This is a genomic window from Bosea sp. NBC_00550 (assembly GCF_026020075.1).
In the GTDB taxonomy this organism is placed as follows: domain Bacteria; phylum Pseudomonadota; class Alphaproteobacteria; order Rhizobiales; family Beijerinckiaceae; genus Allobosea.
On sequence record NZ_CP102772.1, the window covers coordinates 436,118 to 456,818 of the forward strand.

A 20,701-nucleotide genomic window follows, 5' to 3' on the forward strand; every position below is an offset into this window, starting at 1 on the left:
ACGCGGTCACCCCCGGCGACCGGAGGGAGACCCGGGGTCCATGCCGGAGTGCTTCCGAAGAAGCTTTAGGCGTGGATCCCGGGTCTTCGCTTCGCTACGCCCGGGATGACCCGGGCAGCCTGTGGCTGCCTCAGGCGAACAGCTTGGAATACTGCCGCGGCTGCGAGCGGAGATACTGGTTCGGCGCCTTGACGCTGGCGCCGAGCTCGGCCGCCGCATGCCAGGGCCAGCGCGGATTGTAGAGGATGCCGCGCGCCAGCCCGATGAGATCGGCTTCGCCGGTGCCGACGATCGCCTCGGCCTGCTCCGGGTCAGTGATCAGGCCGACGGCGATCGTGGTGATTCCCGTTGCCTGCTTCACGGCCCGCGCGAGCGGAACCTGGTAGCTCGGGCCGAGCGGGATCTTCTGGGCGGCCGAGAGGCCGCCGCTGGAGACATGGATGAAGTCGGCGCCGCGCGCCTTGGCTGCCTCGGAGAAGGTGATGCTGTCCTCGATATCCCAGCCGCCTTCGACCCAGTCGGTGCCGGAGATGCGGAAGCCGACCGGGAAACCCGCCGGCACCACCGCGCGCACCGCGTCCAGGACTTCCAGCGGGAAGCGCATGCGGTTCTCGAGCGAGCCGCCATATTCGTCCTCGCGCCTGTTCGAGAGCGGCGAGAGGAACTGGTGCATCAGATAGCCGTGCGCGCCGTGCAGTTCGATGGCTGCCAGACCGAGCCGGACGCTCCGTCGTGCCGAATCCGCGAAGGCCTCGCAGAGCCGCGCGATGTCGTCCTTGGTGAGGGCACGCGGCGACCGCGGATAGGTCTCGAAGCCGATCGTTGAAGGTGCATGTACCGTCCAACCGCCCTCGTCGAGGCCGAGCTGGCCGCCGCCGTTCCAGGGCTGCGCGACGGAGGCCTTGCGCCCCGCATGCGCCAATTGGATCGCGATCGGCATGTCCGACCAGGCGCGGGCGGATTGCAGCGCCTTGCCCAAGGCCGCTTCCGTCTCCTCCGACCACAGGCCGAGATCGAAGGGGCTGATGCGTCCGTCCGGCTCTACGGCCGTGGCCTCGATGACGAGGAGCGCGGCGCCTGACAGTGCGAGGTGGCCGAGATGGATGGTGTGCCAGTCCGTGGCGCAGCCATCCTGCGCCGAATACTGGCACATCGGCGCGATGATGATGCGGTTGGCGAGCGTGAGGCCGCCAAGCTGATAGGGGCTGAAGAGCTGACTCATGTCGGGAGAACTTCTCGAAGAGGGCGCGTTTTCGGGCGCAGTCTAGAAGCGCTTGGCCGTGCGAAGCCAGAGGCGCGCGCGCAAAAGCGATGCGCGCTCAGGGCGGCGCTCCTCACGATTCCGCGCTTCTTATTGTGCAACCGCGAAATCGCCGTAATCTGATATACTATAAGCAGGCTTACGTTCTTGGAGATCGGTGTATGAAGCGACCCTTGCGGCGGGAATTCATGTTCCAGCTCGTCGAAACCTCCCGTCTGCTGCGGACCTATGTCGATCAGCGTGCCCGCCAGCACGGCACGACACGGGCGCAATGGGGCGTGATGGCTCGTTTGCGACGGCAGGAGGGGCTGAATCAGGCGGCTCTCGCCGAGCAGATGGATTTGCAGCCGATTTCACTCGCGCGCCTGCTCGATCGCCTGCAGGGGCAGAACCTGATCGAGCGCCGCGAGGACCCGGCCGACCGGCGTGCCTATCGGCTCTACCTGACCCCGGAAGGCCGGGCGCTGGTCGACGATCTCGATCAGGTGCGCACCGCGATCGCGCAGGAGGTGCTGGGCAGCGTCGAGGAGAGTTCGATTCTTGCCGCGCTGGAGGCGTTGGCCGCCATCCGCGAGCAGACCCGTCCCCAGCGGGAAGACAAGCTGCAAGTGCCGGCTGTTGCCGGCCGGACCGCCTGAACGAGTGGAGAGAACATGAAGCGTTCAGGACTTATCGTCGGTCTGGTTCTCGTCGCGGCTGCTGCCGCGGGCGTCTGGTATGTGCGTTCCCGCGCACCCGAAGGCGCGCAGACGGCCCGCAATCGTGGTGACGGCGCGGCTGTCGCGATCGTCTCCGCCGCTGCCGTCCAGGCTGACTTCCCGGTGCGCAAGCGCGCGATCGGCTTCGTCGAGACGCCGGCGAGCGTCGTGGTGCGCTCGCGCATCGACAGCCAGATCATGGCCCAGCACGTCACCGACGGGCAGTTCGTCAAGGCCGGAGACCTGCTCTTCACCCTCGACGACCGCGACATCAAGGCTCAGATCGCCAAGGATGAGGCGATGCTCGCGCGCGACGAGGCGACCCATACCCGCAACGTCGCCGATCTCGAGCGCTACAAGCAGCTCTTCATCCGCAATGCCGGCACGCAGGCGCAGGTCGATCAGGCGACCGCGGACGAGCGCAGCTCCGCGGCCAGCATCCAGGGCGACCATGCCACGCTCGATGCCGACCGGCTCAAGCTCGGCTATACGCGGATCACGGCACCGATCGAGGGCCGCATCGGCGCGGTCCAGGTCACGCCGGGCAACCTGGTCAGCGCCAATGCCAGCAACAGCAGCGGCGCCACCGGCCTGCTGACGATCACGCAGATGAAGCCGCTGCGCGTCTCCTTCGCCATGCCGGAGAATGAGCTGCCGACCCTGCACGGTGCGCTGGCCGCCGCCAAGCCCGTGCCGGTGACGGCCCGTGTGCCGAATTCGGGCCGCCCGCCGGTGGAGGGCAGGCTCAATTTCGTCGATTCGACGGTCGACATCACCTCTGGAACCATCACCGCCAAGGCCGCCTTCACCAATGACGACCTCACGCTCTGGCCCGGCCAGTATGTCGACGTCGAGATCATTCCGGAAACGCTGACCGGCGTCACCGTGATCCCCACCGTCGCGGTCCAGACCGGGCAGCAGGGGCCCTATGCCTTCGTCATCAAGCCGGATTCGACCGTCGACCTACGCCAGATCAAGGTCGCGCTCAGCGACGGCGACAAGACGGCGTTGACCGAGGGCATCGCTCCGGGCGAGCGGGTCGTCACCGACGGACAGATGCGTCTGAAGCAGGGCACGCGGGTGCGGGAGCGTGCCGCGACGAGCGAGAAGCCGCCGCAAAGCACGCCGGTGGCGGAAGGCGCACGCTCATGAACATCTCGGCCTTCTGCATCAAGCACCCCGTCGCCACCATCCTGATGTCGGTCTCGCTGGTGCTGGCGGGGCTCTTCGCCTGGCGCTTCCTGCCGGTGGCGGCCTTGCCGCGCGCCGAGTTCCCGGTCGTCAACGTCTCCGCCCAATTGCCCGGCGCCTCGCCGGACACCATGGCGACGTCGGTCGCGACGCCGCTGGTCAAGCAGTTCGGCACCATCGCCGGCATCGACTCGATCTCGACCACGAACTCGCAGGGCTCGACCTCGATCGCGATCCAGTTCGTGCTGAACCGCGACATCGACGCCGCGGCCGCCGACGTGCAGGCTGCGATCACCCGCACCCAGCGGCAACTGCCGATCGAGATGACGACGCCGCCGAGCTACCGCAAGGTGAACCCGGCCGATGCGCCGATCATCCTGATGGCGCTGAAGAGCGATGTGGTGCCGCTCTCGCAGCTCGACGCCTTCGCCCAGCAGGTGATCTCGCCGGCCCTCTCGACCGTCGACGGCGTCGCCCAGGTCCTGATCTGGGGCAGCCAGAAATACGCGGTGCGCATCCAGATCGATCCGACCGCGCTGGCCGCGCGCGGCATCGGCCTCGATGAATTGCAGCTCGCGATCACCGCGACCAATGCCAATACGCCGGTCGGCACGATCCAGAACACGGCCCAGCAACTCACCATCCAGGCGCAGACCCAGCTCGCCAACGCCGCCCAGTTCTCCAACGTCATCATCGCGACGCGCGCGGGCAAGCCGGTCAGGCTCGGCGATGTCGCCAAGGTGATCGACTCCGTCGAGAATACCCAGACGCGCAGCACCTATGACGGCGTGCCGGCGATCGTGCTGGCGGTGCAGCGTCAGCCCGACGCCAACACCGTGGAAGTCGTCGACCGCGTCAAGGCGATGATCCCGGCTTTCGAGGAGCAGCTGCCGGCCGCCGCCTCGCTTTCGCTGCTCAACGACCGCTCGACCTCGATCCGCCAGGCCGTGGACGATGTGCAGCTCACCCTGCTGCTCACCATCGCCCTGGTGATCATGGTGATCTTCGCCTTCCTGCGCCGCGTCGCCGCGACCTTCATCCCGGCAGTGGCGGTTCCGATCTCCATCATCGCGACGCTTGCGGCGATGTATCTCCTCGATTTCTCGATCGACAACATCTCGCTGCTCGGCCTCACGCTATCGGTCGGCCTCGTCGTCGACGACGCCATCGTCATGCTGGAGAACATCGTCCGGCACATGGAGGAGGACGGGCTCTCGGCCTATGAGGCATCGCTGAAGGGCGCGAGCGAGATCGGCTTCACCATCATCTCGATCTCGCTCTCGCTGGTCGCGGTCTTCATTCCCGTGCTGCTCATGGGCGGCGTCATCGGCCGCATCTTCAACGAGTTCGCCGTGGTGGTGACGGTCTCGATCCTCGCCTCCGCCTTCGTCTCGCTGACGCTGACGCCGATGCTGTGCTCGCGCCTGCTCTCGGGCTACTCCGAGCATCATCAGGAGAACGCGCTCGGCCGCTGGCTTGAGAAAGGCTTCGACGCGATCCTCGCGGGCTATGATCGCGGGCTGAAATTCTGCCTGCGCTTCCAGCCGCTGATGCTCCTGGCCTTCTTCCTCACCATGGCCGGCACGGTCTGGCTGCTTCAGACGGCACCGAAGGGCTTCTTCCCGCAGGAGGACATCGGCCAGCTCCAGGTTTCGACCGAGGCCCGGCAGGACATCTCCTTTGATGCAATGCTGAAGCTGCAGGCCGAGGTCGCCGATATCTTCCGCAAGTCGCCCTATGTCGCGCATGTCGCTTCGTCGGTGGGCGGCAATGGCGGCGGCGGCAGCGCGCTGAACTCCGGGCGCCTCTTCGTCGAGCTGAAGCCGCTGGACGAGCGCCCCAAGCTGCCGCATGTTCTCGCCTCGCTCCGTCGTGACCTCGCCCAGGTGGCGGGCATCAACACCTACATGGTGCCGGTGCAGAACCTGAACATCGGCGCGCGCTCCTCGAAGAGCCAGTATCAGCTCGTCGTTCAGGGGCTGGACCAGGCGCTGATGAACGACTGGTCCTTGCGGCTGGCTGACGCCATGAGCCGTGACCGGGAGGTTTTCGCCGACGTCACCACCGATCTGCAGAACAACGCCTTGCAGGCCACGCTCACGGTCGACCGCGACAAGGCTAATGCGCTGGGCATCGGTGCCGACATCCTGCGCTCGACGCTCTATTCGGGCTTCGGCGTCCGGCAGGTCTCGACGATCTATACGACTGGCGACAACTACAACGTCGTCATCGAGTTCAATCCGAACGAGCATTGGACGCCGGAGCGGCTGAACGCGATTCGCGTTCGCACCAAGAACGGCAATCTGGTGCCGTTCGGCGCTTTCGCCCGGATCGAGCGCACGGCAGGCCAGCTCACGGTCAACCAGCTCGGCCAGCTCCCGGCGGTCACGATCTCCTACAATCTGCCGCCCGGCGTCGCGCTCGGCGACAGCGTCAACCGCATCAATGCGCTCAAGGAGCAGATCGGCCTGCCGAAGTCGCTTTCGACCACGCTCGCCGGCACCGCCAAGACCTTCCAGGATTCGCTGGCGAACCAGGGGCTGCTGATCGCGGGCGCGATCCTGACGATCTACATCGTGCTCGGCATCCTCTACGAGAGCTTCATCCACCCGCTGACGATCCTGACCGGCTTGCCATCCGCCGCGATCGGCGCGCTCGGGGCGCTCAGGCTCTTCGACATGGATCTCTCGGTCATCGCCATCATCGGCCTGCTGATGCTGATCGGCATCGTCAAGAAGAACGCGATTATGATGATCGACGTCGCCCTCTTGCTCCTGCGGGAGGGCAAGAGCGCGCAGGAGGCGATCCATCAGGCCTGCGTGATGCGTTTCCGGCCGATCCTGATGACGACGCTGGCGGCGCTGATGGGTACGCTGCCGATCGCGCTCGGCGCGGGCGCCAGCGCGGAGCTGCGCCAGCCGCTCGGTATCGCGGTGGTCGGCGGCCTGATGATCTCGCAGGTGCTGACGCTGTTCATCACGCCCGTCCTGTTCCTCTACATGGACAGGCTGTCGAACGGGCTCCTCCGGCTCGGTGGCTGGCTGCGCGGCAGCAAGCAGGATCCGGCGCAGATCAGCCATCCGGCTGAGTGAAAAACTGGCTCATGCCCTGGGCGTGAGCCAGCCGACATAGCGCACGAGCAGACCGAAGATCGGCAGCGTCAACTTCACGTCGAAATGGAAGCGGCCCTGCGTATCCACACTCTCGGTCGCCTCCGATCGCGGCAGCAGGAAGCGGGGCAGGGGTAGACCCAGCATCCGAGCGGCGGCGACGGGGAGCCTGAGTTCGCCGTTCCCGGCCGTGACATCGAGGCGGAAGCTCACGGGGCCAAAGCGCTCACGCAAACAGCCGCCCCGGTCGAGGTCGAGGTCGAGACGGGACGAGAAGCGACAGCCGCCGAAATTGCGGGTCCAGATCTCCGCCGCGCCGCCTTCCATGGCGGTGCGCTCGACACTGACAGTCACCGGCACGTCGTCTGTGGCTTCGGGCAAGCCGATGATGCGCCGCAGCAGCCAGGCGACCGGGCTCTTGCCGTTCTCCACCCGGGCGCGACCTCGCCAGACGGGATAGCCCTCGGCGCCGTGGAAGGCCTGCAAAGGCCCAGGCAGTGCAGAGAAGGTGGCGGTGTCCAATGCCCGCTGCAGCAGCGCGGGGCCATGCGCTTTGCTTTCGATGTGCGTCGTGATCGCATAGGGAGCCAGTTCGGCCTCGATCTCCCTGAGCGTCAGTGCTCCGGCCGCCGGGCGAGCCCCCGCTTCGAGCGCCCCCCGCATGAGCGCGCGCAACGCCGCAGCCGCAGCTAGCGTCGGGACCTGAGGCCCGTCGCCCTGTTCGGCCAGCAATGACCAGCGCGCCTGGCGCAGAATGCCGTCGTCATCGAGCCCGGTCACCGTGACCAGCATGCCGCCACGATTGGATGTCGTGGCCTGCGTCAGCCTGCGCGCAGCCAGGAGGGCAGGGATCAACCCGTCAAGGGATCTGATGAGTCCTGTCCGACGCAACCACGCCAGCGCCATCAGCCCCCATTGCTCGATATGCGACTCAAGGCCGGCATGAAATCCGATCCGCGAGGCGACGCCGAGTCGTGGGCCGAGCCATTGCACATCGACCGTCTCGACCGCCGCCACACGCTGCCGCCGCAGCCGGGGCATGGCGATAACCCGGCTGTCGAGCCAGCCTGTCGTCTCCTGCAACTCGCCTTCGCGCCAGACCGGAACCGGTCGCCCTGCGTAGCTCAGGATCGCCGCAATGACCGCCTCGCCGACTTCGCTGCGCCCGCCCGGTGTGATCGCGATGTCGATCGCATCGATCCGCTTCCAGCCGCCTGTGATCGCCGCGACTGCGGCGGTGGACAGGGCCGGAGTCGAACTTGCTCCGGCAAGCGCCACCAGCCCGCGCGAGCGCGCGATTTCGTCGAGCACCGGGCCATAGCCGAGGATGTAGTCTCGCGCATCGGCGAGGTCGACGACATGGGCGCCGGCTTCGAGCGCGGCACGCGGCACGTCGTAGCTGGCGCCCTGGAACGGCCCTGAGGCGTCGATGACCAGCCACGGCGCGATCTCGGTGAGGCGATCGGCAAGGCCGTTTCGATGATCGAGCCCGATCCCGGAGACCGTCGTCCCCGGCGCGGCGCGGATGGCCCGCGCCGCGGCCTGAGCCTTGTCGGCGTCGCGCGAGGTCACGATGAGATCAAGCCCTTCCGTCCGGGCGAGATGATGTGCGAGCCGACGGCCGAAAACGCCGGTCCCACCGATCAGGAGCACGCGCCGCCGGCCCATCATGTCTCCGGCAGGGGGAACCGATGGCGCTGGGCCGGATCGGGCATCTCGCAGGCGGTCTTTTGCCCGAAGAGGCGGTAGCGGTTGCGCGCGACACGGTCGTAGAGCCAGTCCCGCAAGGGTTTCGGCAAGAGGAGCCCCGCCAGCAGCAGCCGCGCCGGCCCGTCGAGGTGGTCGAGCAGCGCCAGCACCCCGTCGGATTTCGCGAGCGCCTGGCCGTTTTCGATGAAGAGGAAGCTTTCAGGCGTATCGGGGTCGATGCCATTCGCCAGCGCCAGGGATCGCCCCTCGCGCGACTGGATCGCAACGAAGCGGATCGCATGGTCGCGCTCATGCTTCAGCGTGTAACGCACCCCGCCGGAACAAAGCACGCAGACGCCGTCATAGAGCCAGATCGGCGCGGCGCTCATATGTGCTGATCCCGGTAGCGGCCGCTCTGGTAGATCAAGCTCCCAGAGGTCGGACGAGGGTGCTCTGTGAATTCCGGGTTGAGTCCGGAAGACGTGCAGTTCGCTGCGGCCTCAGGCGGCGTCGAGGCCGTAGAGCGAGTGCAGCGTGCGCACCGCGAGTTCGGTATAGGCCGCGTCGATCAGGACCGAGAACTTGATCTCGGAGGTGGTGATGGCGCGGATGTTGATGCCCTTCTCGGCGAGCGCCCGGAAGGCGCGGGCCGCGACGCCCGCATGCGAGCGCATGCCGACGCCGATCGCCGAGATCTTCACCACGTCGGTGGCGCCCTGGATCTCCTGATAGGCGATCACGTCGTGCTTGCTCTCGAGCAGCGTCTTGGCGCGCTCGTAATCGGCTGTCGGCACGGTGAAGGTGATGTCGGTCGTCGCCTGGTCGTCCGAGACGACCTGGATGATCATGTCGACATTGATGTTGGCATCGGCGAGCGGGCCGAAGATCGCGGCGGCGACGCCGGGCTTGTCGGCCACGCGCCGAAGCGTGATCTGGGCTTCGTCCCGGGAGAAGGCGATGCCGGTGACGATCTGCTGTTCCACGATGTCGTCCTCGTCGCAGATGAGGGTGCCAGGATTGGGGTTTTCGGGGTCGTCGAAGGAGGAGCGCACATAGGTCGGCACGCGATGCAGCATCGCGATCTCGACCGAGCGCACCTGCAGCACCTTGGAGCCGAGCGAGGCCATTTCGAGCATTTCCTCGAAGGAGACCCTGTCCATGCGCTTGGCCTTGGGGACGATGCGCGGATCGGTGGTGTAGACGCCGTCGACATCGGTGTAGATGTCGCAGCGATCGGCCTTGAGGCCGGCGGCGAGCGCCACCGCGCTGGTGTCCGAGCCGCCGCGGCCGAGCGTGACGATGCGGTGCGTGCGCGGATTGACGCCCTGGAAGCCCGAGCAGACCGCGATCTCGCGGTTGCGGTCGAACCCGGCGAGGATGCCGGCGCCGTCGACGCCCTCGATCCGGGCCGAGCCATGCGCGTCGGAGCCGTAGAGCGGAATCTGCCAGCCCTGCCATGAGCGGGCGGGTAGACCCATCTCCTGCAGCACGATTGCCATCAGCCCGGAGGTGACCTGCTCGCCCGAGGCGACGACGGTGTCGTACTCGGCGTGGTCGTAGAGCGGCGACGCTTCCTTGCACCAGGCGACGAGTTCGTTGGTCTTGCCCGACATCGCCGAGACGACGATCGCGACCTCGTTGCCGGCCTCGAACTCGCGTTTGACGTGCCGCGCCGCGTTCTTGATGCGCTCGACAGTGGCGACTGAGGTGCCACCGAATTTCATCACCAGACGGGCCATGACGGTCTTTTCGGCTCTCGATAGCTGCCCCCGACGGTAAGGCCGGGTCGAAAACTCGCCCTCGCACTGGCGGCGGGGCGGGTGTAGATGACGGGCGGCAGGCGCGGTGTCAATGCGGCATCGCATAAACGAAGGACCGGTTCATGGCGGCTGCGAGTGAGCGCACAGGCTCGACGATCGACCCGGCCGAGGTCGCGCGCTTCGATGCGATCGCGCGCGACTGGTGGGATCCGAAGGGGCCGATGGCCGTCCTGCACAAGTTCAATCCGGTCCGGCTCGCCTTCGTGCGCGACGAGGTCTGCGCGCATTTCGGCCGCGACGCGAAGCAGATGCGGGCGCTTTCGGGCCTGAGCCTCGTCGATATCGGCTGCGGCGGCGGCGTGCTGTCTGAGCCGCTGGCAAGGCTCGGCGCCGGGGTGACGGGCCTCGACCCGGCCCCGACCAATATCGCCGTCGCCAGCGCCCATGCCGAGAAGGCCGGTCTCGCCATCGACTATCGCGAGGAGACGATCGAAGCGGTCGTGGCATCCGGCAAGCGCTTTGACATCGTGCTGGCGATGGAGGTCGTCGAGCATGTCGCCGATGTCGAGGCCTTCATCGCGGCCTGCTGCGCGGCTGTGAAGCCCGATGGGCTGCTGGTGATGGCGACGATCAATCGCACGCTGAAATCCTATGCGCTCGCCATCGTCGGTGCCGAATACGTGCTGCGCTGGCTGCCGAAGGGAACCCATGACTGGGAGAAGTTTGTGACGCCGGACGAACTCGGCGAAGCGATCGAAGCCAACGGCTTCATGCTCGGGACGCGGACGGGCGTGGTCTATAATCCGCTGACCGGCCGTTGGAGCGCCGCGCGCGACATGGACGTGAACTACATGCTCGCCGCCAGCCGGAGCGGTTGAACCGCTGCGCGGGGCCATCGCAATCCCGCTTCGGGATTGACCCTCACGGCCTGACGACCGCTGCAACGACCACCAGGGCAAGCCCCGATCCGACCGCGATCGCCGCGCGCAATGCGTTGGCATCGATGCGCGTCGGAATGCCGAAACGGTGCCAAAGCCATGCGCCGGCGTAGGCGCCGATCAGGATGAGCCCGGCGTTGAACATGATGCCGAAGCCGGCGTTTCCCAGCAGCATGTCGGAAATCCAGCCGAACAGGAGCGCTGTCAGCACGATCATCGTCACGACGATGAGGATCGACAGGAGCGGCAGGTCCGGCAGGCCGATCATCATCAGCAGACTGCGCATCGCTTCCCCTCCGTGTCGCGCCAGCGCGCAGGATGGGGCTCAACGGTGAAGAAACCGCAAGCGCCCGGTGGAGTTGGATTTTGCGTTGCGGCGTGATTCCTTAGATGAATGGCGCAGCGCAGCATATGATGCATGATCGGCGGATAATCCCGCCCGCGATGTTCTAGGCATCGCGACGGACGGATCAGAGCAGGGGAGACGACCATGTCGAAGTCGCAGGCTGCCGTGAAGCCGTTGAAGGACCTCTACGAACTCGACGAGTTGCCGCCGCTCGGCCATGTCCCGGAGAAGATGTATGCCTGGGCGATCCGGCGCGAGCGTCACGGGCCGCCGCAGGAGAGCTTTCAGGTCGAGGTTGTGCCGACCTGGTCGATCGGCGAAGAGGAGGTTCTGCTCCTCGTGATGGCCGGTGGCGTCAACTACAACGGCATCTGGGCGGGCCTCGGCCAGCCGATCTCGCCCTTCGACGTCCACAAGGGTTCGCTGCATGTCGCCGGCTCCGATGCCTCCGGCATCGTCTGGGCCGTCGGCTCCAAGGTGAAGCGCTGGAAGGTCGGGGACGAGGTCATCGTCCACTGCAACCAGGATGACGGCGACGACGAGGAGTGCAATGGCGGCGACCCGATGTTCTCCCCCTCGCAGCGCATTTGGGGCTACGAGACGCCGGACGGCTCCTTCGCGCAGTTCTGCCGGGTGCAGTCGCGCCAGCTCATGCTGAAGCCGAGGCATCTCTCCTGGGAGGAGTCCGCCTGCTACACGCTGACGCTGGCGACCGCCTACCGCATGCTTTTCGGCCATGCCCCGCACACCATCAAGCCGGGCGACAACGTGCTCGTCTGGGGCGCCTCCGGCGGCCTCGGCGTCTTCGGCGTCCAGCTCTGCGCGGCGTCGGGCGCCAACGCCATCGGCGTCATCTCCGACGAGACCAAGCGCGATTACGTCCTGGGCCTCGGTGCCAAGGGCGTGATCAACCGCAAGGATTTCAACTGCTGGGGCCAGATGCCCACGGTCAATTCGCCGGAATATGCGGAGTGGACCAAGGAAGCCCGCAAGATCGGCAAGGCGATCTGGGACATCACCGGCAAGAAGGACGTCGACATCGTCTTCGAACATCCCGGCGAGGCGACCTTCCCGGTTTCCTGCCTCGTCGCCAAGCGCGGCGGCATGGTGGTGTTCTGCGCGGGGACCTCGGGCTTCAACATCACCTTCGACGCCCGCTATGTCTGGATGCGGCAGAAGCGCGTCCAGGGCTCGCATTTCGCCCATCTCAAGCAGGCGAGCGCGGCCAACCAGTTCGTGCTGGACCGGCGCATCGACCCCTGCATGTCCGAGGTCTTCCCCTGGGACAAGATCCCGCTCGCCCATCACAAGATGTGGAAGAACCAGCACGCGCCGGGCAACATGGCTGTGCTCGTCTATGCGCCGCGCACCGGCCTCAGGACCTATGAGGATGTGGCCGAGGCGCTCGGGAGATAATCCGATTGCAAAACAGGATCGGTTTTCGTATAGGCTGATTGCAAAATAAGATCAGTCAGGAGGAAGCCGTGTCGCTGACGCTCTATGCCCATCCGTTCTCCTCCTACAGCCAGAAGGTGCTGATCGCGCTTTACGAGAACGAGACGCCCTTCACATATCGCATGCTCGGGCCCGAGGATCCGGAGGCCGGTGCCGACTGGGCTGCCCTGTGGCCGATGAAGCGCATGCCGGTTCTGGTCGATGCCGGCACGGCGGTGCTGGAATCGACAGTCATCATCGAGCATCTCGGCTTGTTCCATCCCGGGCCGGTGCGGCTGCTGCCGACCGATGCGAAAGCCGCGCTCGCCGTCCGCATGATGAATCGCTACTTCGATAACTACGTCATGACGCCAATGCAGGCGATCGTCTTCGACCATCTGCGGCCCGCCGGGGAACGCGATCCCTATGGCGTCGCCAGGGCGCGCGAGCAGCTGGACGACGCCTATCGCTGGCTCGACGGGGCGCTCGCCCAGCGCCATTGGGCCTGTGGCGACGACTTCACCCTGGCCGATTGCGCGGCCGCGCCGTCGCTGTTCTATGCCGATTGGGTTCACCGGATCGATACCGCATTCGGCCATGTCCGCGCCTACCGTGCCCGGTTGCTGGCGAGGCCATCATTCGCGCGGGCGGTCGACGAAGCCCGGCCCTTCCGCAAGCTGTTTCCGCCCGGCGCTCCCGACCGCGACTGAGAGGCCTTGCCCCTCGGCAGGGACATGGGCCAGGCGCGCTGGCGCTCTGTATCGGTGGGCGCATCGGCGATAGAGACGCCGAGGTCCGGCGGTCCCAGGTTTCAATGTCCTCGCCCTTCATCCTGCGCGCGATACCGCTGGTCTTCACCTTCCTCTGGTCGACGGGCTGGATCGTCGCCGGCTATTCGGCACGCTATGCCGATGCATTGACCTTTCTCGCCGTGCGCTTCGCCAGCGCGGCGCTGCTCGTCTCGCTGCTGGCTCTGGCGATGGGCGCACCCTGGCCGCGCAGCTGGCGCGCGCTGCGCGACGCGGCGATCTCCGGCATCCTGCTGCACGGCATCTATCTCGGCTGCCTCTGGTGGGCGGTGCGCCACGGGCTTCCGGCGGGTATCTCCGGGCTCATCGCCGGCCTGCAGCCGGTGCTGACGGCATTGTTCGCTCCGGTGATGCTGGGGGAGCGTATCTCGGGCGTCCGCTGGCTCGGCATCCTCTGTGGCTTCGCCGGCATCGCGATCGTGCTGGAGCCCCAGCTCGCCGGTGTCCAGCCCGCCGCACTGTGGGGCATCCTCGGCCCGATCCTGATCAACGTGATCGGCATGTTCTCCGTGACCTTGGGTTCCTTCTATCAGAAGGCGCACGTCTCCTCCGGCGACCTGCGAACGGTGACGGCGATCCAGTATGTCGCCGCCTGCCTCGTCGTTCTGCCCTTCGCCTTTGCGTTCGAGCCGATGCACATCGAATGGAACCTGACCATGCTGCTGGTGCTGGCATGGTCTGCCGTCGTGCTCTCGCTCGGCAGCATCGGACTCTACTTCTTCATGATCCGCCGCGGCGAGGTCTCGCGCATCGCGACCTTCCTCTATCTCGTGCCCGCGCTGGTCGCCGTGGAGGCCTGGATTCTCTTCGGCGAGACGCTCTCGCCGCTGCAGATCGGCGGCATGGCCGTCACCATCCTCGGCGTCGTCCTGGCGAGCCGGAAATAGCCTCCGCAAAAAGGAGGATTTCGGTTTCGCTTGAACTCCCCTTATGCTGCGCCGCAACAAAGGGAGGTCGAAATCATGGGCGCCAGCATCGCCACCAAGCCGGAAAGCCGGGCCAATGCGATCGAGCTGATCGGCGCGGCATTGCCGGGTTTCGAGACGCTGTTCCAGGAAGCGGTCGCGTCGGTCCGGCAGAAGGTGCTCGTCGACGGCCGCATTTCCTCGGCGCGGCTCGAGGCGGAGCAGCATGCGGCGCACGGACTGTCCTGGCTCGCGACCTATGTCGCGGCGTTGCGCGAGCTCAAGGCCTATGGCGAGCGGCTGCAGGGCGAGGGGCGCTACGGTGCCGTCGAGGACTGCGCGCTGCGGATCGGCGCCGGTGAATATGCCGCGCAGATCTTCGGCGGCATTCCGATGAGCCAGGGCGAGATCGTCCGTTTGCCGGCGCTCGGCCTGTCGCAGAAGGCCATTGCCACCGCTCACTCGGATGCGGCCGAGGCCCTGATCGCGGAGGGTAACACGCCGGAGAACCGCGCCCGCTTCGTTGCGCTGTTCAGCCAGGATCAGGGCGCGGCCAGCGTCGGCGATCCCGGCCTCGACGAGACGCTGGAGGCTATCCGCTCGGAGATGCGCCGCTTCTGCGCTGCGGAGGTGACGCCCCATGCCCATGAATGGCACCTCGCCAACGAATACATCCCGATGCCGGTCGTCGAGAAGATGGCCGAGCTCGGCGTCTTCGGCCTGACGATCCCCGAGGAATTCGGCGGCATGGGGCTGTCGAAGGTCTCGATGTGCGTCGTCTCGGAGGAGCTGTCGCGCGGCTATATCGGCGTCGGCTCGCTCGGCACCCGTTCCGAGATCGCGGCCGAACTCATCCTCTGCGGCGGTACGCCCGAGCAGAAGGAAAAATGGCTGCCCAAGCTCGCGTCGGGCGAGGTCCTGCCGACCGCCGTCTTCACCGAGCCGAACACCGGCTCCGACCTCGCCTCGCTGCGCACCAGGGCGGTGAAGGAAGGAGAGGGGGAGGACGCCGTCTGGAAGGTCCATGGCAACAAGACCTGGATCACCCATCCCGTCCGCGCCGACATCATGACGCTGCTGGTCCGCACCGATCCGTCGGAGCCGGGCTACAAGGGCCTCTCGATGCTGATCGCGGAAAAGCCGCGCGGCACCGATGAGGACCCCTTCCCGGTGGGGGGGCTGACCGGCGGCGAGATCGAGGTGCTCGGGTATCGCGGCATGAAAGAATACGAGCTCGCCTTCGACGGCTTCGTGGTCAAGGGTGAGAACCTGCTCGGTGGTGTGCCGGGGCAGGGCTTCAAGCAGCTCATGCAGACCTTCGAGGCGGCGCGCATCCAGACGGCTGCCCGCGCCATCGGCGTGGCGCAATCGGCCTTCGACCTAGGCTTGCGCTACGCGCAGGAGCGCATCCAGTTCGGCAAGCCGCTGATCGCCTTCCCGCGCGTCGCCGACAAACTCGCGATGATGGCGGCCGAAATCCTGATCGCCCGGCAACTCACCTATTTCGCCGCGCGCGAGAAGGATGCCGATCGGCGCTGCGACCTCGAGGCCGGCATGGCCAAGCTGCTCGGCGCCCGCGTCGCCTGGGCGGCCGCCGACAACGCCCTGCAGATCCATGGCGGCAACGGCTTCGCGCTGGAATATCCGGTGAGCCGCGTGCTCTGCGACGCCCGCATCCTCAACATCTTCGAGGGCGCGGCCGAAATCCAGGCGCAGGTGATCGCGCGCCGTCTGGTGGAGGAATAGGCCCGGCCGATGGCGCCGCGCGGCATCGGCCCGCGGGCGCCGCTTTTCAGGGCATGCCGTGATAATTTCGACAAGATGTCCCTGCTCGGATGAGCAGCCCGGCCGATCGAATGCCGGGAGCATCAGGAGTCATCATGTCGAATCGCCTTGCCTTCGCTTTGGCCGGAACCGTCCTCGTCAGCGCTGCCGCGCTGTTTTCCGCCTCCGCGATGGCCCAGCAGAACCTGGCCGGCCCGCAACCGGCGCCGCGCATCAGCGTGACCGGCGAGGGAGAGGTGGCTGTCGCGCCCGACATGGCGATCCTCAACCTGTCCGTGCTGCGCGAGGGCGAGACGGCGCGTGCCGCGCTGACCGCCAATAATGATGCGATGAAGCAGGTGCTGGCGGCGCTCAAGGAAGCCGGGGTTGCCGAACGCGACCTGCAGACCTCTGGCCTGAGCATCCAGCCGCGCTTTGCCCAGCCCGGCAAGGAGCGCAATGTCGAGCCGAAGATCAATGGCTACACCGTCAGCAACGGCGTGACGGTCCGTGTCCGCAAGCTCGCCGATGCCGGCGCCATCCTCGACAAGGCGGTCAGCCTCGGGGTCAACCAGGGTGGCGGCATCGTCTTCGTCAAGGACGACCTCAAGCCGACCTTGACGGAGGCGCGCAAGCTCGCGGTCGCCGATGCCATCGCCCGGGCCAAGACCCTGGCCGAGGCCGCCGACATCAAGCTCGGCCGGATCCTGGCGATCGAGGAGCAGTCGAACCTGCCGCGTCCGATGCCTTATGGAGGGCCGATGCGGATGGCGGCGAGCGACGCTTCGGTTCCGCTGGCGAGCGGCGAGAACACCTATCGCACGCAGGTCAACGTGGTCTTCGAGATCGCGAACTGACCCCGGGCAGCCGGCCGGGCTTGTCTGCCGGCCGCTGCCGAACTCTGGAGCCGGCCTGCTGCGGCAGGCTGGCGACGACGACGCCGCACAGGACGACAAGCCCGGGCAGCAGCAGGTCCATCGGCGGCAGCTCCGCCAGGACCAGATAGGCCGCCAGAGTGATCAATGGCACGCGCAGCGTGTCCGCGCTGCAAAGCTGGAGCGGCGTAGCGTGGCGCGAGGCATTGGCCAGCGCTGCCTGCGAGACGAAACCGCCGACGATCAGCGCCAGAACCGCTCCGCCGATCACGGCAAGCTCGGGCGCCGGAAAGGCGAGGCGGTAAGGCTGCGGGGGCGGCGACCACTGCTCCGGCACGGCAAACCAGAGCAGCAGGTAGAGCGGCAGCTGGATCGCATGCATCAGCACCACGATGGACAATGTGCTGCGATGCATGGCCAGGCCGGCCAGCATGAGATTGGTCGTCGTCAGGACGGCGACCGCGCCGACTGCGATCGCGATATCGCTGTTGGGCACGGCGTTCAGCTTGAGGAGCAGCAGGCCGATGCCGATCGCGAGAAGAGCCAGGCCGAGCGCGGGGACGGCGCCGGGCCTCCGGCGCAACGTCAGGAACAGCAGGATCGCGGCGACAAGCGGGCCGGTGAACTCGATGGTGGTGACCAGCGTCAGCGGCAGATGGGACAGGCTCCAGATCAGCGCCAGCGAGCCGACAAGATGCAGCACGCTGCGGATGATGTCGTCGCGCAGCCTTGTGGGCAGGAAGCTCCGCAGACGCCCGGCGCCGCTCGCCCAGACGATGGAGCTGGCAATGGCGAGGCTGCCGATCGAGCGTAGCAGGCCGATTTCGATGATGGTGAGATAGCCCGCCAGGAGGCGGATCGAGAGGGCGATGGCGAGGTAGGAAGCGAGGTAGGCGCTCATCCACCCGAGGAACGCCGGAAACTGTCGGCCTGTCCGGTCCAGGGAATTCCCGACAGCATGCGGTCCAGTATGGCCATCCGTGTCGGCACCGAGAGCTGAACCTGGCGGAAATAGCCTGCGTTCGGAAGGCTGTCGCATGAGGTGTCGAGCTCCGAGAAGCGCGGAAGGGGGTTGAGGATCAGCGTGTCTGACCGGGCATCCAGGATTTTGCGTGCGGTGAGGGTGAAGGGTTCGCTTTCCTTTTCCTTGTCGACGGCCTCGTTGCCGAGCGCGGCATGCGCGAACCTGCTCATGTCCTGCATCTGGATGCTGAGAACGTCGTGGTCGAGCGTTTGGCGGATGTCGTGCACGACGCCGACGGTGCTGCCGAGATCGGCGAGGACGGCCATGGCCTCGCGCATCACCGGGTTGATCGGCACGTCGGGCAGGCAGCACAGCGTGAAGCGCTTCGGCGGGCAGAGTCTGAGCATCTTGACGAAGGAGACGGCGAAGCGCGCCCGCGTGTCGCTGGAAAGGGCGATGCTGAGGGTCTCTATTTCGCCGCGCATCTGCCGGATGGCAAAGATGTCGATCAGGGCCTGGGTCGGGTGTTCGTCGGCGCCGTTGCCGGCGTTGATGACCGGCAGATAGCTCAGCCGTCCCACGCGGTAGGGCATGTCTTCCATATGCGAGCGGACCACGATCAGATCGCTGTAGAGCTCGACGGTATGGATATGGTCCTCGATGGACTCGCCCGTCGCGCTGCCGATGCGGCTGCGGTCGGTGTCGTAGGCATCGATCGACTGGTGGCCGAGCCGGGCGGCCGCGGCCTGGAAGCCCAGCCGCGTACGCGTGCTGCGCTGGTCGAACAGCGTCGCGATCACCTTCGGCCGCCGGCGCGGCGCGGGCGGCTGCTCGGGAAGGGGAAGCCCGGCTTTCTCCATGTCTTCCTCGCGCAGATACCGCTCGGCCCGTTCGATGATGTCGTCGAGGTCGAAGCGCGAAACGGCATCGGCGCTCAGCAGATCCTTCCCGCTCGGATAGTTCGGGCGCTGCATCCAAGGCCTCCGGCTCGCGCGGGCGTCTGCAGCCGGAGCGTTTCAGGCAACTTGGCTGAAGCGATCCGACTTGCGCCAGCCGGAGCGCGGGCGTGCCGCCCTCGTCCGTCCCGTCGCTACACGAGTGCCGATCATGGGCAGCAATTCCTCCGCTGTCATCGGCCGAGCGAAAACAAAACCCTGAATGCCATGAACTGCGTGCTTTTTAATGATCTCGAGCTGCTCCCGCGTTTCCACGCCCTCGACGATCAGGCGCAGTTCGAGGTCGTGGGCGAGCTGGGTGATGACATTCATCAGCGAATCGGCCTTGCGCGAGGTCCCCACCTCCTGGGTGAAGGCCTGGTCGATCTTAATGGTGTCGATCGGCAGATGCGCGAGATAGCTCAGCGAGGAGTACCCTGTGCCGAAATCGTCGAGCGCGATGCGCACGCCGAGCGCACGCAACGCGACCAGGCGCGAGACGACATGGTCGGGATCGTCGATCAGCGAGCTTTCGGTGATCTCGATCGTCAGCCGCTCCGGCTCGATGCCGCTCATCCGGATCAGCGCCTCGACCGTGCCGACGAGGTCATGGCCGTGGTCGAACTGGCGCGCCGAGACATTGACGCTGACGCCGACATGGGTGGGCCATGTCAGTGCGGTCCGGATCGCCTCTCCCAGTGCCCAGGAACCCAGCACGGTGATGAGCCCGGTTCGCTCGGCCAGGGGGATGAAGACCTTTGGGTTCACCATGCCGCGGCGCGGATGGTTCCAGCGCAACAGAGCCTCGGCCAGCGTCGCCGTGCCCGAGCGCGGGTTATAGATCGGCTGGAAATACAGCTCGAACTCGCCGCGGCGAAGCCCCTCGCGCAGTTCGGTTTCGAGCGCCAGGGTGTCCTCGTGGTCGTCGCGAATGGCGGAGGTATACAGGACGAAGCGGTTCCGCCCGTCGAGCTTGGCGCGATAGAGCGCGATGTCGACGCATTTCAGCGCCTCTTCGATCGAGGGGGCGCAGCCGGCCGGCGCGATTCCCATGCTCGCAGTGGCGATGACATGCCGCCCGCCGATGATGCGCTGGCTCGCCAGCAACATGACGAGACGGGCCGCGAGCGCAGACGCCTCCTCGGCATTGCGCGTGGTGGCGACCATGAACTCGTCGCCGCCGGTCCGGGCCGCGATGTCGCCGGCGTCGACTTCCGTGATCAGCGTCTCGCTGACCGCTTTCAGCAACGCATCGCCGACATCGTGGCCGAGGCTGTCGTTGATGCCCTTGAACCGGTCGATGTCGATCGAGATCAGCGTCACCGGCCGGCCCGCGGCCGACATGGCCCGGATCTCGCGCATGAAGCCGCGGCGATTGTAGAGGCTGGTGATCGTGTCGTTGACGGCGAGATGCTCCAACTCCCGCATCGAGCGCAGGCGGGCCAGGAAGATTTGGTGGATCACCTGTGCGCTGGAAAAGGTCAGCACGGCGGTCAGCGCCACCGACAGCGCGATGACGAGATAGGCGGGGTCTCGCGTCCAGAGCAGGGCCAGCGTGAACGGCGCCGCGGCGGCCAGGACCTGCACCCGCGTGATCATCGGACGCGAGCTGTTGCGCCCCGATATGCCCGCGAGATAGCCGATCGTCTGAGCGACTGCGAGCACGACGACGGGCTCGTAGGTGTAGCGCAGGATCGCGTAGGAGCCGAAGGCGGCGATCAGCACGGCCGTCGACCACGCTCCCGCCATGGCGAGGTTTTCGATCCGGCTGATGTCGTTCGCGGTGGCGGAAGGGAGGCGGATGGATTTGTAGTGACGATGCGAGGCGTAACGAAAGCCGCCGATCGCGATCATGCCGGCGGCCATCGCATAGAAGAGCGGGTCGTTGCCTGTCAGCAGCCCGGCCGCGATCATGACCGCGGTTACGGTCACGGTGCCGATGAGGATCGTGCCGGGCGTCGCATAAAGTGCGGCCACCAGTTCCGATTTCATCGTCATGTCGTTTTCGTGAACATCAACGAT

General features: G+C 66.5%; 17 protein-coding genes. 9 read left to right on the forward strand and 8 right to left on the reverse strand.

Features of this window, described 5'->3' with window-relative positions:
* Positions 1-130 precede the first annotated feature (130 nt).
* The gene (locus NWE53_RS02120) at positions 131-1,222 is read right to left on the reverse strand and encodes an NADH:flavin oxidoreductase/NADH oxidase (protein WP_265052741.1); all 1,092 of its coding nucleotides are present in this window, start codon (positions 1,220-1,222) and stop codon (positions 131-133) included.
* A 200-nt stretch (positions 1,223-1,422) separates the two neighbouring features.
* Between NWE53_RS02120 and NWE53_RS02125 the strand changes: the two genes are divergently transcribed.
* From NWE53_RS02125 to NWE53_RS02135, 3 genes are read left to right on the forward strand one after another with little or no spacing between them, the layout of a single operon-like run.
* Complete coding sequence (locus NWE53_RS02125) at positions 1,423-1,899, forward strand: MarR family winged helix-turn-helix transcriptional regulator (RefSeq protein WP_265052742.1); 477 nt, start codon at positions 1,423-1,425, stop codon at positions 1,897-1,899.
* A 15-nt stretch (positions 1,900-1,914) separates the two neighbouring features.
* Complete coding sequence (locus tag NWE53_RS02130) at positions 1,915-3,111, forward strand: efflux RND transporter periplasmic adaptor subunit (protein ID WP_265052743.1); 1,197 nt, start codon at positions 1,915-1,917, stop codon at positions 3,109-3,111.
* Entirely contained in the window at positions 3,108-6,242 is a 3,135-nt protein-coding gene (locus NWE53_RS02135) for an efflux RND transporter permease subunit (protein ID WP_265052744.1), read from the forward strand. Before NWE53_RS02130 ends, NWE53_RS02135 begins: the two co-directional genes overlap by 4 nt.
* 9 nt (positions 6,243-6,251) lie before the next feature.
* Here the strand turns inward: NWE53_RS02135 and NWE53_RS02140 are convergent, their stop codons facing one another.
* From NWE53_RS02140 to NWE53_RS02150, 3 genes are all read right to left on the reverse strand, one after another.
* Positions 6,252-7,928, reverse strand: a complete 1,677-nt coding sequence (locus NWE53_RS02140) for an SDR family oxidoreductase (protein ID WP_265052745.1) — start codon at positions 7,926-7,928, stop codon at positions 6,252-6,254.
* Positions 7,928-8,338 carry a thiol-disulfide oxidoreductase DCC family protein gene (locus NWE53_RS02145; protein ID WP_265052746.1) on the reverse strand — a complete coding sequence of 137 codons (411 nt, stop codon included), beginning with the start codon at positions 8,336-8,338 and terminating at the stop codon, positions 7,928-7,930. Before NWE53_RS02145 ends, NWE53_RS02140 begins: the two co-directional genes overlap by 1 nt.
* A gap of 111 nt (positions 8,339-8,449) precedes the next feature.
* Positions 8,450-9,688 (reverse strand): aspartate kinase, encoded by a 1,239-nt coding sequence (locus NWE53_RS02150; protein WP_265052747.1) that lies wholly within the window; start codon positions 9,686-9,688, stop codon positions 8,450-8,452.
* A gap of 143 nt (positions 9,689-9,831) precedes the next feature.
* Here NWE53_RS02150 and ubiG point away from each other — a divergent pair, with 143 nt between their 5' ends.
* Positions 9,832-10,587 carry a bifunctional 2-polyprenyl-6-hydroxyphenol methylase/3-demethylubiquinol 3-O-methyltransferase UbiG gene (ubiG, locus tag NWE53_RS02155; RefSeq protein WP_265052748.1) on the forward strand — a complete coding sequence of 252 codons (756 nt, stop codon included), beginning with the start codon at positions 9,832-9,834 and terminating at the stop codon, positions 10,585-10,587.
* A 43-nt stretch (positions 10,588-10,630) separates the two neighbouring features.
* Here the strand turns inward: ubiG and NWE53_RS02160 are convergent, their stop codons facing one another.
* Positions 10,631-10,933 (reverse strand): hypothetical protein, encoded by a 303-nt coding sequence (locus NWE53_RS02160; protein ID WP_265052749.1) that lies wholly within the window; start codon positions 10,931-10,933, stop codon positions 10,631-10,633.
* Positions 10,934-11,137: 204 nt separating this feature from the next.
* On the opposite strand from NWE53_RS02160, the gene ccrA reads away from it, so the two are divergent.
* From ccrA to NWE53_RS02185, 5 genes are all read left to right on the forward strand, one after another.
* Positions 11,138-12,409: a crotonyl-CoA carboxylase/reductase gene (ccrA, locus tag NWE53_RS02165; RefSeq protein WP_265052750.1), complete on the forward strand. Its 1,272-nt coding sequence runs from the start codon at positions 11,138-11,140 to the stop codon at positions 12,407-12,409.
* A gap of 68 nt (positions 12,410-12,477) precedes the next feature.
* Positions 12,478-13,137 carry a glutathione S-transferase family protein gene (locus NWE53_RS02170; RefSeq protein ID WP_265052751.1) on the forward strand — a complete coding sequence of 220 codons (660 nt, stop codon included), beginning with the start codon at positions 12,478-12,480 and terminating at the stop codon, positions 13,135-13,137.
* Positions 13,138-13,241: 104 nt separating this feature from the next.
* Positions 13,242-14,123: a DMT family transporter gene (locus tag NWE53_RS02175; protein WP_265052752.1), complete on the forward strand. Its 882-nt coding sequence runs from the start codon at positions 13,242-13,244 to the stop codon at positions 14,121-14,123.
* Between the two features lie 75 nt (positions 14,124-14,198).
* Entirely contained in the window at positions 14,199-15,887 is a 1,689-nt protein-coding gene (locus tag NWE53_RS02180; protein WP_265052753.1) for an acyl-CoA dehydrogenase family protein, read from the forward strand.
* 134 nt (positions 15,888-16,021) lie between these two features.
* Positions 16,022-16,762 (forward strand): SIMPL domain-containing protein, encoded by a 741-nt coding sequence (locus tag NWE53_RS02185; RefSeq protein ID WP_265052754.1) that lies wholly within the window; start codon positions 16,022-16,024, stop codon positions 16,760-16,762.
* Here the strand turns inward: NWE53_RS02185 and NWE53_RS02190 are convergent.
* Genes NWE53_RS02190 through NWE53_RS02200 form a run of 3 tightly spaced genes read right to left on the reverse strand, consistent with a single transcriptional unit; the run spans position 16,734 to position 20,677 of the window.
* A complete protein-coding gene (locus NWE53_RS02190; RefSeq protein WP_265052755.1) occupies positions 16,734-17,681 on the reverse strand; it encodes a hypothetical protein in 948 nt (315 codons plus the stop codon). The two genes, NWE53_RS02185 and NWE53_RS02190, sit on opposite strands and share 29 nt — an antisense overlap.
* Entirely contained in the window at positions 17,678-18,718 is a 1,041-nt protein-coding gene (locus tag NWE53_RS02195; protein WP_265052756.1) for an aspartate carbamoyltransferase, read from the reverse strand. The genes NWE53_RS02190 and NWE53_RS02195 overlap by 4 nt, the downstream gene beginning before the upstream one ends.
* A 42-nt stretch (positions 18,719-18,760) precedes the next feature.
* Entirely contained in the window at positions 18,761-20,677 is a 1,917-nt protein-coding gene (locus NWE53_RS02200; RefSeq protein WP_265052757.1) for a putative bifunctional diguanylate cyclase/phosphodiesterase, read from the reverse strand.
* Positions 20,678-20,701 lie beyond the last annotated feature (24 nt).

Bases quoted from the DNA above. Each gene is read 5' to 3' on its own strand.
- NWE53_RS02160 (WP_265052749.1), bottom strand. From the start codon at position 10,933: ATGCGCAGTCTGCTGATGATGATCGGCCTGCCGGACCTGCCGCTCCTG.
- NWE53_RS02145 (WP_265052746.1), bottom strand. From the start codon at position 8,338: ATGAGCGCCGCGCCGATCTGGCTCTATGACGGCGTCTGCGTGCTTTGT.
- NWE53_RS02130 (WP_265052743.1), top strand. From the start codon at position 1,915: ATGAAGCGTTCAGGACTTATCGTCGGTCTGGTTCTCGTCGCGGCTGCT.
- NWE53_RS02120 (WP_265052741.1), bottom strand. From the start codon at position 1,222: ATGAGTCAGCTCTTCAGCCCCTATCAGCTTGGCGGCCTCACGCTCGCC.
- NWE53_RS02135 (WP_265052744.1), top strand. From the start codon at position 3,108: ATGAACATCTCGGCCTTCTGCATCAAGCACCCCGTCGCCACCATCCTG.
- NWE53_RS02125 (WP_265052742.1), top strand. From the start codon at position 1,423: ATGAAGCGACCCTTGCGGCGGGAATTCATGTTCCAGCTCGTCGAAACC.
- NWE53_RS02180 (WP_265052753.1), top strand. From the start codon at position 14,199: ATGGGCGCCAGCATCGCCACCAAGCCGGAAAGCCGGGCCAATGCGATC.
- ccrA (WP_265052750.1), top strand. From the start codon at position 11,138: ATGTCGAAGTCGCAGGCTGCCGTGAAGCCGTTGAAGGACCTCTACGAA.
- NWE53_RS02175 (WP_265052752.1), top strand. From the start codon at position 13,242: ATGTCCTCGCCCTTCATCCTGCGCGCGATACCGCTGGTCTTCACCTTC.
- NWE53_RS02150 (WP_265052747.1), bottom strand. From the start codon at position 9,688: ATGGCCCGTCTGGTGATGAAATTCGGTGGCACCTCAGTCGCCACTGTC.
- NWE53_RS02140 (WP_265052745.1), bottom strand. From the start codon at position 7,928: ATGGGCCGGCGGCGCGTGCTCCTGATCGGTGGGACCGGCGTTTTCGGC.
- NWE53_RS02190 (WP_265052755.1), bottom strand. From the start codon at position 17,681: ATGAGCGCCTACCTCGCTTCCTACCTCGCCATCGCCCTCTCGATCCGC.
- NWE53_RS02185 (WP_265052754.1), top strand. From the start codon at position 16,022: ATGTCGAATCGCCTTGCCTTCGCTTTGGCCGGAACCGTCCTCGTCAGC.
- NWE53_RS02195 (WP_265052756.1), bottom strand. From the start codon at position 18,718: ATGCAGCGCCCGAACTATCCGAGCGGGAAGGATCTGCTGAGCGCCGAT.
- NWE53_RS02200 (WP_265052757.1), bottom strand. From the start codon at position 20,677: ATGACGATGAAATCGGAACTGGTGGCCGCACTTTATGCGACGCCCGGC.
- ubiG (WP_265052748.1), top strand. From the start codon at position 9,832: ATGGCGGCTGCGAGTGAGCGCACAGGCTCGACGATCGACCCGGCCGAG.